11 protein-coding genes and 1 other annotated feature are annotated in these 11,691 nt (G+C 39.2%); of the genes, 1 reads left to right on the forward strand and 10 read right to left on the reverse strand.

What is annotated here, in order from left to right; translation table 11 throughout:
- Positions 1-78: 78 nt before the first annotated feature.
- From IGJ23_RS09980 to IGJ23_RS10025, 10 genes are all read right to left on the reverse strand, one after another.
- Positions 79-1,425 (reverse strand): TrkH family potassium uptake protein, encoded by a 1,347-nt coding sequence (locus IGJ23_RS09980; RefSeq protein WP_207494910.1) that lies wholly within the window; start codon positions 1,423-1,425, stop codon positions 79-81.
- A 554-nt stretch (positions 1,426-1,979) separates the two neighbouring features.
- On the reverse strand, positions 1,980-2,612 hold the full coding sequence (locus tag IGJ23_RS09985) for a V-type ATP synthase subunit D (protein WP_438774915.1): 633 nt from the start codon (positions 2,610-2,612) through the stop codon (positions 1,980-1,982).
- 7 nt (positions 2,613-2,619) lie between these two features.
- Positions 2,620-3,996, reverse strand: a complete 1,377-nt coding sequence (locus tag IGJ23_RS09990; RefSeq protein WP_010718636.1) for a V-type ATP synthase subunit B — start codon at positions 3,994-3,996, stop codon at positions 2,620-2,622.
- On the reverse strand, positions 3,989-5,770 hold the full coding sequence (locus tag IGJ23_RS09995) for a V-type ATP synthase subunit A (protein WP_010718637.1): 1,782 nt from the start codon (positions 5,768-5,770) through the stop codon (positions 3,989-3,991). The genes IGJ23_RS09990 and IGJ23_RS09995 overlap by 8 nt, the downstream gene beginning before the upstream one ends.
- A 20-nt stretch (positions 5,771-5,790) precedes the next feature.
- Positions 5,791-6,102 carry a V-type ATP synthase subunit F gene (locus IGJ23_RS10000; protein WP_010718638.1) on the reverse strand — a complete coding sequence of 104 codons (312 nt, stop codon included), beginning with the start codon at positions 6,100-6,102 and terminating at the stop codon, positions 5,791-5,793.
- Positions 6,092-7,078, reverse strand: coding sequence for a V-type ATPase subunit (locus IGJ23_RS10005; protein WP_438774916.1), 987 nt, complete (start codon positions 7,076-7,078; stop codon positions 6,092-6,094). Before IGJ23_RS10005 ends, IGJ23_RS10000 begins: the two co-directional genes overlap by 11 nt.
- Positions 7,079-7,092: 14 nt before the next feature.
- On the reverse strand, positions 7,093-7,677 hold the full coding sequence (ntpE, locus tag IGJ23_RS10010) for a V-type sodium ATPase subunit E (RefSeq protein WP_063627423.1): 585 nt from the start codon (positions 7,675-7,677) through the stop codon (positions 7,093-7,095).
- Between the two features lie 27 nt (positions 7,678-7,704).
- The gene (locus IGJ23_RS10015; RefSeq protein WP_010738015.1) at positions 7,705-8,175 is read right to left on the reverse strand and encodes a V-type ATP synthase subunit K; all 471 of its coding nucleotides are present in this window, start codon (positions 8,173-8,175) and stop codon (positions 7,705-7,707) included.
- A 23-nt stretch (positions 8,176-8,198) separates the two neighbouring features.
- Positions 8,199-10,193, reverse strand: a complete 1,995-nt coding sequence (locus IGJ23_RS10020) for a V-type ATP synthase subunit I (RefSeq protein ID WP_438774917.1) — start codon at positions 10,191-10,193, stop codon at positions 8,199-8,201.
- The gene (locus IGJ23_RS10025) at positions 10,180-10,533 is read right to left on the reverse strand and encodes an ATPase V (protein ID WP_205943385.1); all 354 of its coding nucleotides are present in this window, start codon (positions 10,531-10,533) and stop codon (positions 10,180-10,182) included. The genes IGJ23_RS10020 and IGJ23_RS10025 overlap by 14 nt, the downstream gene beginning before the upstream one ends.
- A gap of 107 nt (positions 10,534-10,640) precedes the next feature.
- Positions 10,641-10,689: a sequence feature (sodium ion sensor (DUF1646 type); this cis-regulatory element may regulate processes involved in with the transportation of sodium ions), on the reverse strand.
- A 215-nt stretch (positions 10,690-10,904) separates the two neighbouring features.
- On the opposite strand from IGJ23_RS10025, the gene IGJ23_RS10030 reads away from it, so the two are divergent.
- A complete protein-coding gene (locus tag IGJ23_RS10030; RefSeq protein ID WP_438774918.1) occupies positions 10,905-11,624 on the forward strand; it encodes a gamma-glutamyl-gamma-aminobutyrate hydrolase family protein in 720 nt (239 codons plus the stop codon).
- Positions 11,625-11,691 lie beyond the last annotated feature (67 nt).

An 11,691-nucleotide genomic window follows, 5' to 3' on the forward strand; every position in this document is an offset into this window, starting at 1 on the left:
AAAAAACGCTCAAAACAGCTTCTCTTGTTTTGAGCGTTTCTTTTTTATTATCATCAGAACTCCCCGATACCTTCACAACTACCCAAGCATAATGCTTTCTTCTGGGTATTTGTAATTGGCTTCTGCCCTGTTTGCTTTTACTAGTAGTGAAAAAACGACTGTCATGATTCCTACTCGACCGATATACATCAAAGAAATAATGACTAGTTTTCCGATCAATGTCAAATCCGGGGTCAACCCCATCGTCAAACCAACTGTCCCAAAAGCGGAAAAGACTTCAAACGCAATATATTCGATTCCTGACGTTTTAGGAATCGTCTCCGTCACAGATAGGACCATGATCGCAACAACACATAAAGAGAGAGTTACAAAGAAAAGAGTCAATGCACGTAGCACAGCTGCTTGGCGAATGGTTCGACCGAAGGCTTCTGCTCGTGTCTTTCCTTTGAACATGGCATGCATTTGGATCAATAAAATTCCTAATGTCGTAGTTTTCAGTCCTCCAGCTGTCGAACCAGAAGTTCCTCCGATGTACATCAAAAACATCGTTAAAATCAATCCTGCATGACTCATCTGTAAATAATCAATAGAGTAATAGCCTGCTGTTCTTGGTGTCACACTCATAAAAAATGTATTCGCTAATCTTTCTGTAAACGTACCTTTAACTAAAGTCAGTCCATTTCTTTCAGTGATGAAAAATAAAATAAATCCACCAATTAATAAGAGTGCAGTTACAGATAAGGCGACTTTTGAATGTAGTGTGATTTTTTTGACCCGATGATAACTTAGAATATCACGCCAGACAATAAAACCTAATCCACCTGCAATGATCAACGCTGAAACGACCATGATCAAGTAAACATTTGTTTGATCCGCGAGTAGACTGTCTCCTAATAAATCAAATCCTGCATTACAAAAACTAGAAACGGCATGAAAGATACTAAACCAAATTCCTTTAGCCCAACCAAATTCAGGAATAAAAACTACACTCAAAGCAACCGCCCCGATTACTTGGATCACCACCGCAAATTTTAAGATATAGATCATTAACTTAATTACACCCGACATCTCTTCAAGGTTTAAGGCTTCCTTTAGCACAATCCGCATACTAAAACTGATTTTTTTCTTCGCAATAGCAAAAAAGAGGATCGGGATCATCATAAAGCCTAACCCACCGATTTCAATCAAGGTCATGATCAAAAACTGTCCTGCACTATTCCAATGCTCCGCAGTATTCAGTGTCGTCAAACCAGTCACACAAACAGCTGAGGTTGCAGTGAATAAGGCATCAATAAAATGGGTGCTTTCTCCGCTGCGGCTAAAAAATGGTAACGTCAGTAAGCTACCTCCAAACAGGATCAAGATAAAAAACCCAGCAGCAATTAGCTGGACAGGTGATAATCGTTTTCTTACTCTTTTTTTCATGATAGTCATTCCTTATGCTTAATTTTTATCTAAGATCTCAGAACGACATTTTGTTCTGCGATCATAAATAGATACAAAATGAATCATTGGCGTGAAGCAATTACTCGGCAATAAGCCTGAATTTTTCAAAACATGAGAAGCTGTTTCAAAAAATTCTTTCTTATTGTCATCGGAGCTCCCGATGTTTTCACGACCTTACTCACGGTGTTCAAAGCATTACTTCTGCGGAATTAAGCTCAAAAAATCAAAAATATGAAAAGCTATTTTCAATTTTTAGTTCTTAATTCTTGAAGCAGACCATGCTTTTCACGACCTTACTCACGGCGTTCAAGAAGCAACTACTCGGCAATAAGCGATGATTTTCTAAAATAGGAGAAGCTATTTTAAAAAATCCTCTCTTATTCACTCGGAGCTGACCGCTTCTTTCACGACCTCTTTCCATTATAAGCAAACGAGCGCAAGAAGAAAAATAAATGACTACTTTTTCTTCTTACGCTAAATTCGATTTGTTCTGATCATGAAAAAAGCCATTAGAATGCTGAATTGGATCAGCCTTACTCTTCTGTTCCCATATTTTTCACTTTGATCAGGCGAGTTACTTCTGCTCGTTCGTTTTCTTCCAACTTCATTTTAATATAATAAATCGTTTCTTCCAATTGAGGGATCGTCATATATTCCAACGCATTGACCCTTCTTCTGGTTTTCTCGATCTCTACAGCCATAAGTTGACATGTTTTTTCAACTTCTGCCAGCTTCAAAAGCTTTGGTAAGAGCTGCGTAAAACCATCGATCGAACGATCCAACTCTGCATTAGAATGAAGATAGCCATACTCTAATGGTGTCTCATTCAATGTTTCATCGTATTGAAAATTCATGAGGGGAACTTTGACACTCATAATATTTTTCTCAACTACAGAAAGTGAGACGTTTTCCGCTGGTAATGCCAAAAGTTCGTCAATAAAAGTTTCTTCGACTGTTGACTTTGCTAAGACAAAATCTTTCATTGCTGTTTGGGTTTCTTTTTCTATTGCTTGGCGTAACTCATTATTTTTACGGATCAGTAAAATAAATTGACGCATCAATTCATCTTGTTTATCCTTTAAAAGTTTGTGTCCCCTTGTCGCTGTCGTTAATTGTTTCTTTAAACGAGTTAGCTCCATTCTCGTAGGATTGACGTTTAATCGCATAAGGAACTCACTTCCCTTCTGGCAAATACTTATCCAGTAAATCATCCTTGATTCGTTTTAACTCGGTTCTTGGAAGCATCGCCAACAGTTCCCAACCTAAGTCAAGCGTTTCTGTGATCGTCCGATTGGTGTAAAATCCTTGGTTGACATATTCGTTTTCAAATCGTTCCGCAAACTTTGCATAGATTTTATCAATATCTGACAAGGCAGATTCACCTAAAACGACAGCTAATTCCTTCGCTTGTTTTCCTTGCGCATAGGCGGCAAACAATTGGTTCATCGTTGCTGCGTGGTCTTCTCTCGTTTTACCGGCACCTGTTCCTTTGTCCTTCAACCGTGAAAGAGAAGGCAAGACATCGATCGGGGGTTGAATCCCACTCTTATAAAGCTCTCTCGTTAAAATGATCTGACCTTCTGTGATATAGCCCGTCAAATCGGGAATCGGATGAGTCTTATCATCTTCTGGCATCGTCAAGATCGGAATTTGAGTCACAGAACCTTTCAATCCTCTAATCCGTCCAGCTCGTTCAAATAAGGTGGCTAAGTTTGTGTAAAGATAGCCTGGATAACCACGACGGCCAGGAACTTCTCGACGTGCGGCCGAAATTTCTCTGAGCGCTTCTGCATAGTTGGTCATATCGGTCATGATGACTAAGACGTGCATGCCTTTTTCATAAGCTAAATATTCGGCGGCCGTCAATGCCATTCTTGGTGTGGCGATTCGTTCGATTGCTGGATCATTAGCTAAATTCATAAACATAACGGAGCGGTCAATCGCACCTGTTTGTCTAAAGTCTTCCATAAAAAATTCGGCTTCTTCAAAAGTAATACCGATGGCAGCAAAAACCACGGCAAAATCATCGGAAGAATCCAAAACAGTTGCTTGGCGAGCAATTTGGGCAGCCAACTCTTTGTGTGGTAAACCTGAGCCAGAAAAAACCGGCAATTTTTGACCACGAACTAATGTATTCAAATGATCGATTGCTGAAATCCCTGTTTGGATAAATTCATCGGGATAATCTCTGGCAATTGGATTGATTACTTCGCCATTGATATCTAAATATTTTTCTGGCAAGATTTCAGGTCCATTGTCTTTTGGTCGACCAAGACCATCAAAAACCCGACCGATCATGTCTTCTGATACTCCTAATTGTAAAGGGTGTCCTAAAAAGCGTACGGAAGAATTTTTTAGATTGATTCCACTGGTTCCTTCAAAGATCTGAACCATCGCTTTGTCTTCTTGGACTTCTAGTACTTGTCCACGACGAATCTCGCCGTTTTGCATCCGAACTTCAATCAATTCTTCATATTTGACTCCCGAAACTTTTTCGACTGCCATCAAAGGGCCGACCACTTCTTTGATTGTACGATATTCTTTAATCATCGGTCATCCCTCCTTCTGAAACAATCAATTGGATCGTTTCTTTGATTTCTTCATTTATACTACTAATTTTGGCTAACTCTTCTTCTGGAATATACTTGCTCCGACTAATGCGTTCTCTGACCGCTACTGTACCTTCCATGATTTCATTGAAGTACGCTCCCAACGATAAGGCTTTTCGAGCTTCTTTCCCAAAAGTCAAAATAACTTTCAACATGTTGAATTGTTTTTCTCTTGAAGTAAACGTATCTACATCATCAAAAGCATTTTGTTGTAAATAGTCTTCTCGAATCGATTTTGCTACTTCAAGGGTCAAGCGATCGTTATCAGAAAGCGAATCGATCCCTACCAAGCGCACGATTTCATTTAATTGTTCTTCTTCTTGCAAGATCCGCATGCCTTCAGTTACCATATCAGACCAATCCTGTTGTAAGATTTGATCCATATATCTGCCAACTTCCGTTGAATATAATGAGTAACTTTGGATCCAGTTAATCGATGGAAAATGTCTTTTTTGAGCAAGACTAGAATCTAATCCCCAGAAAACCTTCACCACTCGTAAAGTATTTTGAGTCACTGGTTCAGAGATATCTCCACCAGAAGGAGAAACCGCACTGATGGCAGTGATACTGCCCTCACGTTGGTCAGAGCCTAGAGCAATGACACGTCCTGAACGTTCATAGTATTCAGCTAAACGAGAGCCCAGATAGGCGGGATAACCTTCATCACCAGGCATTTCTTCTAAACGTCCGCTCATTTCACGCAGTGCTTCTGCCCAACGAGAAGTGGAATCTGCCATGATTGCTACATCATACCCCATGTCACGGAAGTACTCGGCAATCGTGATTCCCGTATAAATAGAAGCTTCTCGAGCAGCTACTGGCATGTTCGATGTATTAGCGATCAACACAGTTCGTTCCATCAAAGACTCGCCCGTATTTGGATCGATCAGTTCAGGAAATTCATTGACGACATCCGTCATTTCATTTCCTCGTTCCCCACAACCAACGTAAACCACTAGATCTACGTCCGACCACTTAGCAATCTGGTGTTGCACAACTGTCTTCCCTGCACCAAACGGACCTGGAACGGCTGCCGCTCCTCCTTTAGTTACTGGGAAAAACGTGTCAATGACCCTTTGACCGGTGATCATCGGTACATCTGGATTTAATTTTTGTTTGATTGGTCGACCACGACGTACTGGCCATTTTTGCATCATCGTCAGCTCTTTTAAGCCTTGTTCCGTTTCGATCACACAAATCGGATCATCGATCGTAAATGATCCAGATTCAATTTTTTGTACAGTTCCTTTGATACCATTAGGGACCATGATTTTGTGCTGAATGATCTTCGTTTCATCCACGTACCCAATGATGTCTCCAGCACTTACTTCTGTTCCTTCTTCGATTGTCGCTTCAAACCACCATTGTTTCTCATGATCTAAAGCTGGTAATTGGACCCCACGTCCTAAGAAGTTACTTTGAGTCACTTCCATAAATGTATCCAGTGGCCTTTGAATCCCGTCAAACATTTGTGAAATGATTCCTGGTCCTAGCTCAACAGATAGTGCTTCCCCAGTTGAACGAACAGGTTCTCCGGGACCAATTCCTGAAGTTTCTTCATATACTTGAATAGACGCCACATCTTGACGCATCTCAATGATTTCGCCGATGACTCCTAAATCTCCCACTAAACACATGTCTTGAATACTTGCTTCTGACATATTTTCTGCCATAACGAGAGGACCGGAGACTTTTATGATTTTTCCAATTTGCAAATGACTATCTCCTTTTCCTATTATAAAATATTTTGTCCAACAGCTTTTTCCACACTATTTTGGATCTCTTCTAAACCGATACCAAGGGTTCCTTGATGACTAGGAATCAAAATGATCGCAGGTGTCAATTGTCCTTTATAGCGCTCAATCGTTTCAGGGACCAGATTTGCACATTGTTCGGTGATATAGATCACACCATATTCATTCTTAGCCATCTCATCGATTGTTTTTCTTATTTCAGTCTTTGTCGTACCATGCTGTACATCAAAGCCAAATAATCGAAAAGGCGAGACAGAATCCTTGTCACCTACTACTCCGATTTTATAAGTCATAGACCTGTCTCATCCTTTCTTTTAGTTGTTCCAGTGAAAAGTGATTTCGTTTGCCAATGATCAAAAGGCGCAGATTTTTACTTTCGACTTCTTTTGCGTTCAAAAAAGCTAGTAATGGTAACGGGCCAAACGCTTGTGTCTGTGCTACTTGATAAAAAGAACTTAAATAATCATCTTTCAATTGTTCCAAACTGACTAAATCAATCTGTTCTTCATGGATGACTTGCTTTAATAGCTCACTGTAATCTGTTGTCAGTAAAAACTGAGTAAAAGATGCCATTTTCCCACGAACAAAGGAAAGCAATGTGTCTTTCGGAATACTTCCTGAACTTGAAATAACTGTTGTCATAAAACCTGCAGAACGATGCTGCAAGATCCCTCTTGCTGTCGTGGTGATATTCGTTAAATCGATAAAAGCAATGATCTCTTCTAATAGTTCAGGGTAACCAAGCTGTTCCCCTAAGCGACGTTGCTCGGTTAGAAAACAACGGTCATAAATCACATCGATCCCTTGTAAAATAGTCGATTCTTCGCAGTATTCATGAACTTCTCGAATATAATCCATGAGACTGTCTGGCAATTCCACCGATACTTGCGTGTGAATCGCATCTTTCAACACTTCCAGCGAATAAAATCCATCATGGATGTAAAGGTGATCAAGGTTTTGCCCTGTGATCTCAGCCTTTGTCAATACTTTTAAATTATGGAAAGTGTAACGCATCGTATAGATCCAAACGATTTCTGGTTCTGGTGCAGATTCTTTCAACCACTGGAATAATTTGCTGCGTTCCTGAGAGAGATTGGCTTCAAAATCCTTATCAAAGCCGTCATAGATATACGGCTGATAGATCGTGGATTGTAAGATTTCTCCAAGTGAATCGATCGAATCGGTTTGGATCATTTGCTCAAACGTGTCTTTTGAAATCAACTCTAATTCTCTACCACGTATCAAGGGATTTAATTCATGATACTCCATTTAACAATCCCTCCTTAGTCAAATAATTCTTTGGCAATTTCAGCACTCATCGTCTCTTGAATTTCCTTGATCAAGTGACTAAATAAAAAGTTATATTGGATACCAGCATCATCAATGATCAACCCTGCTTGTGCTTTTTCAGTAAAGTCTTCCCGGATTAATTCAAAAGGAAGTTCTTCATTCCATTCAGCGATGACCGCAGGTGTTAAGATATCTGCTGATTTTTCTCCTGGGATCAAGCGAGCTGTGCCATTGATCGGTAATGTTTGGATCATTTGCTTCATCAATGCAAGTTGTTCTTCTTTTGGTTCATTTTCTAACTGAAGCGTTGCTTCCGTGAATAAACGCTGTAAAACTTCTTGTTTCACATTTAAGATTTCTTGTTTCACTTGCATTTTTTGCTTGTTTCTCAACTGGCGATAACTTCGTTCAATTTCTTCCAGTTTACTTGCTTTTTCTTTCTGAAAATCTGCTTCGATCTGCCACTTTTTCACTTCAAATTTTTGATCGATTTCTTTGCGCTTCATTTCTTCGAATGATGCACGTTCGAGTTGTGCTGTTTCATTTATTTGAGTGATGATTTTATCAATCGCATCCACCGTCATTCCTCCTTATAAGCTAGGCTATTACGCATTTAAGACCAGTAAGAAAGAAATAACGAAACCTAAGATGGCATATGTTTCAACCATCGCAGCAAAAATGATCCCTTTCGTTGCATGCTCAGGTTTTTTCGCTAGAATTTGAATACCAGCTGCTGCAACCTTCCCTTGAGCGATCCCTGAGAATAAACCAGTAAAGGCAATCGGTAAGGAAGCTCCTAAGAAGTTCAATCCTTGAACGACAGACATATCACTGCCTAAGTTGATAAAAATCAAGAAGGCGATAACGAAACCGTATAATCCTTGGGTACCTGGAAGTAATTGTAAAATTAACGCTTGTCCAAATTTTTCTGGTTGACTGGTCGTCAATGCAGCTGCCGCTTCCCCAGTCATTCCAACGCCTTTAGCAGACCCGATTCCTGAAAAAATCGTTGCTGTTGCCATCGCTAATACTGCAAATACCATTCCACCATTTTGAGTAATTAAATAATCCATCATTGTATCAAATTCCTCCAATATTTCTATTTTTTCTTATGATTGATGTTGACGTATTTCTCCACCGTTTTTAGTGGTTTGAAGGAACGCCCTCCTCCAGTGTAAAACTTTCCAAAAAATTCTACATATTGTAATCTTGCGCCATGTACATAGGCACTCAAAAGTGTTAAGAACATATTCAAAGCCTGTAGGACAATGATCAATAAAATTCCGACACTAAAACGAGCAGCTGGAGGCATAAAAGCAACTAACATGTTGAAAGCTGCGGCAATACTTCCTCCAGAGATTCCCAGTGCCATTAGTCGTGTATAGCTGACTAAGTCTCCGATATAGCCAGTTAGACCATATAAATTATACGCACCTTTGGCGATCCCCTTGGCTTTTGATGAAGATTGGAAAACAGGAATGATCAAAATACATACGGCTGAAAGAACAGCTAATGCACCGCCTAAATAAACAAAGGCGTTGTTTTTAAGGATCATCGTTCCCAATAAAATCAGAATGATACCAAGCAAGATCCCTTGCCAAGCAAACCCATCATTCACGGCATCGACATATGCTTTTCGTTTGATATGTTCCTTAGCAGCAATAAATAGTCCGACTAAAATTTGGATCAACCCAAAAATTACGGATAAAATCAAGATCGTGTTGACATCATCTGTAGTAGACAAAATCGGAAATGGTAAATGAATACCAAAAATTTCTTTAGGCAATGCCGCCCCAAAAAATGAGCTGTAGATAAATCCCCAGATAATCGAAGGGATCGCTAGAATCTCAAAGAATTTCGCAAAACGTTGCATTCCCCGTGGCAATACCACTAATTTTTGGAGTAAAAATGCCCCTAAAAACATCAGTAACCCATACCCGATATCCGCCACCATCATGCCAAAAAAGACGAGGTAAAACGGCATCATCCACGGCGTTGGATCAACTTCTTCATACTTTGGTAAACTATACATCTCCGTTAACATCTCAAAAGGAGCAACGATTGGATGATTCTTTAGTTTGGTCGGTACTTCTTCAGCAATTTCATTGCCCGTTGGCTCGTCAAAGGTCAAATAGACTTCTTCACTTGCTAAGACATTTTGTAGCATGTGGATCAATTCTTGTTTTTCTTCATGATCCACCCAGCCTTGAATCAGAATCAGATAAGGAGTATGAATGATCCGGTCCTTGATTGCTTCTCGTTCAGAGCGAGCCAAGAAGATTTCTTCCGTCCATTCGAAATCTTTGATATACCCACTACAAGCTCCAATGGCTGAAGAGAGTTTCTTTTGTTGGTCCTTGATTTCCTGTAAACTTTGTTTTGTAGCAACTAACTGTTGCTGTGGTGTCCCCTCATACAGATAGTCTTCTTTAACAAATCCATAACGACTGGCGATTTCTTCCATGCGTGACTCGTCAGCTCGTAAAACAATGTAGGCAAAGTAAGTCGTTGTTGGTGAAGAGTTGATTTCTTCTAAATAGGCTTCGTTTATCTCAGCAACTTCAGCTTTAAAAGATTCAGCATTTTTAGCATTGACCGTTCCAATGACTAGCTTGGTCATTTGACTATCAAATGCTTTAGGTGCCAGATCCAGATTTTGCCAATTGAGCAACCAATTCTCTTGGTCTTCCAATTGTTGGCGTTCGTCTACCAGTTGCTCCCATTGTTCTTTCAAAAGTAAGACTTCTTCCAGCTTTTTCGAAAAAACTTCTTCTGAATAATTTTTTTCCAAGGTATCTAACGAAAGTTCACGCCTTTTTAAGTGTTGTTTTTTCTGACTTTTTTCGCCATGGTGTTCGATAAATTGGATAGCTGTACGAATATCCGTTAATTTATAGGATAATTTCGCAAGTTCCTTGTCCTTATCGATCATCTCTGGTTCAGGAAAAAACGTCTCTACCCATTGATTGTTTTCAGATTCTTGGAACAGATCACGGATTTCTACTGCATGGAGTCCTTGAACTGCTTGCAACAAGATTTCACGATTTTTCTTATCTGAAATGAGAGTCACTTTTTCCATTTTAGTGACAGCCATTGTTTTGTTTCATCCTTTCAATAATCTCATTTGTTAAGTTCTTTTTCTTCGCTATTTCCTCTTCTTCTTTTTCTAAATATGTTTTTTCTATTTCAAGAACTTTTTGACGAAATTGTTCTAAAATCAATTCCAGTTTGTGCTGTTCATCTTCAGTTACTTCCTCTTCATTTTTTCTTTTTTCTTTCATCAGCTTGGTTAATCGTTCTTGGAATTCTTTATTCAAATCGATTAATTCGTTATTTTTTAATTGTTCATATTGAGCAAGTTCTGCTTTGACCTGCTCTTCTTTTTTCTGATTATTCTCTTCTGCTTCTTTGATTCTTGTCAAAATTCGCGCCATTTCTGTCACAATCACTTCCCCCTTTCGATTAAAAAAGGACACATGCTCTCGTTACATTGAAAGTATGTGCCCTTTAGTTGACTAATGATGCTGAGCCCTTCAATATGTTCTTCTCACCCCTTGAAGAACGCGATCCTTGAAGCATTATGCCCAACCATTTTATTCGTGATTTAATTCTATTGTACCAAAATGACGAAAAAATTCAATAAGAACACCATATTTTTCCTCGGTAACTCTGTTTTTTTATAAGAAATTCTCATGAAAAAAATTTTTTCTTCATATGTATTCCCAAACTAGACCTATTTCAAATAGTTTTAAAATTTTTTTATTCTTGATAGAATAGAACGAATAGACGATTTGGAGGAATGTTTATGTTACCCATTATTGGAATTGCTGGAAATCAGTTGATCCGAGCGACAGATACTTTTCAAGGAAATCAAGTAACCTATACTCCCCAAGGCTTTGTCAATGCTGTACAGCAGGCGGATGGTTTACCGATCGTTTTACCGATCTCATCTCCTAAGACTGCTTCTGCTTATATTGACCAAATCGATAAACTGATTTTAGCCGGTGGACAGGATATTTCCCCACAACTGTATCATGAACCTCCCCATCCAAAAATTTTAGAAACCAACCTTCAAAGAGATCTCTTTGAAGCGGCACTTATCAGTGAGGCACTCAAACAAAACAAACCAATTTTTGCTGTTTGTCGTGGAATGCAACTCTTAAATGTCGTGCTTGGGGGTAGTTTGTATCAAGATTTAACCACTTATCCTAAGTGGTCAGTCAAACATGAACAGCATCCAACCGCCCCACAATTTGCTACTCATGAAGTAGAGATTTTACCCGACACTCTATTACATCAGCTACTACCTGATACTTATTTGGTAAACTCTTATCATCATCAGGCGTTGAAAGAGCTGGCACCTTCATTAAAAGCCACAGTCTTTTCACCTGATGGTCTAGTGGAAGGGATTGAAAGTCTCGATAAGGATGTTCGATTATTTGGTGTACAATGGCATCCAGAGCTGACACATTCAAGCAATCCCACTGATCAAGGATTATTTGATTTTTTTGTTCAAGAATTTTAGTCCTTAAGGGATTGAACAACGATTTTTCCCTTTAGAATAGCCTAAAAAATGCTGGCGTTATTTCGTA

Origin of the sequence: Enterococcus sp. DIV1682a (assembly GCF_051711005.1) — a bacterium.
In the GTDB taxonomy this organism is placed as follows: Bacteria; Bacillota; Bacilli; order Lactobacillales; family Enterococcaceae; genus Enterococcus_B; species Enterococcus_B hirae.